This window comes from Desertibacillus haloalkaliphilus (assembly GCF_019039105.1).
Classification (GTDB): Bacteria; Bacillota; Bacilli; order Bacillales; family KJ1-10-99; genus Desertibacillus; species Desertibacillus haloalkaliphilus.
The window spans coordinates 1-382 of record NZ_JAHPIV010000321.1 but is presented as its reverse complement, the minus strand read 5'-3'; the positions used below and the strand labels follow the sequence as shown (position 1 = coordinate 382).

General features: G+C 47.1%; 1 pseudogene. It reads left to right on the top strand.

The window, feature by feature from the left end:
* Positions 1-382: pseudogene (locus tag KH400_RS22140) on the top strand (hypothetical protein); the annotation flags it as partial.

The following is a 382-nucleotide window of genomic DNA, read 5'->3' as shown; positions in this document are numbered from 1 at the left end:
AGCCGACTCAGGTAGCCAACAAGTAACGGCCGGGCTAAGCCAATTGAACAGTCAAGTACCAGCATTGGTTGGTGGTGTTGGTCAATTGGCAACCGGTAGCCAGGATTTGGCGACTGGTGTACAACAATATACAGATGGTGTGACCCAAGCGGCGACTGGTAGTGAGCAAATTACAAATGGCGTGGATCAATTGAATCAAAAATTGAAGGATCAAGATTTAGCGGGCAAAATTACAACGTTGCAAACACAAATTGCCACACTACAAGATATTGCTAAAGATATGCCTTCGCAAAGTCAGATTCAAGAGCAATTACAAACCGCTCAGTCCCACCTAGATAATTTAGCCAAGGCAAACGCGACGGATGCGGCAGCGATGCCGGCG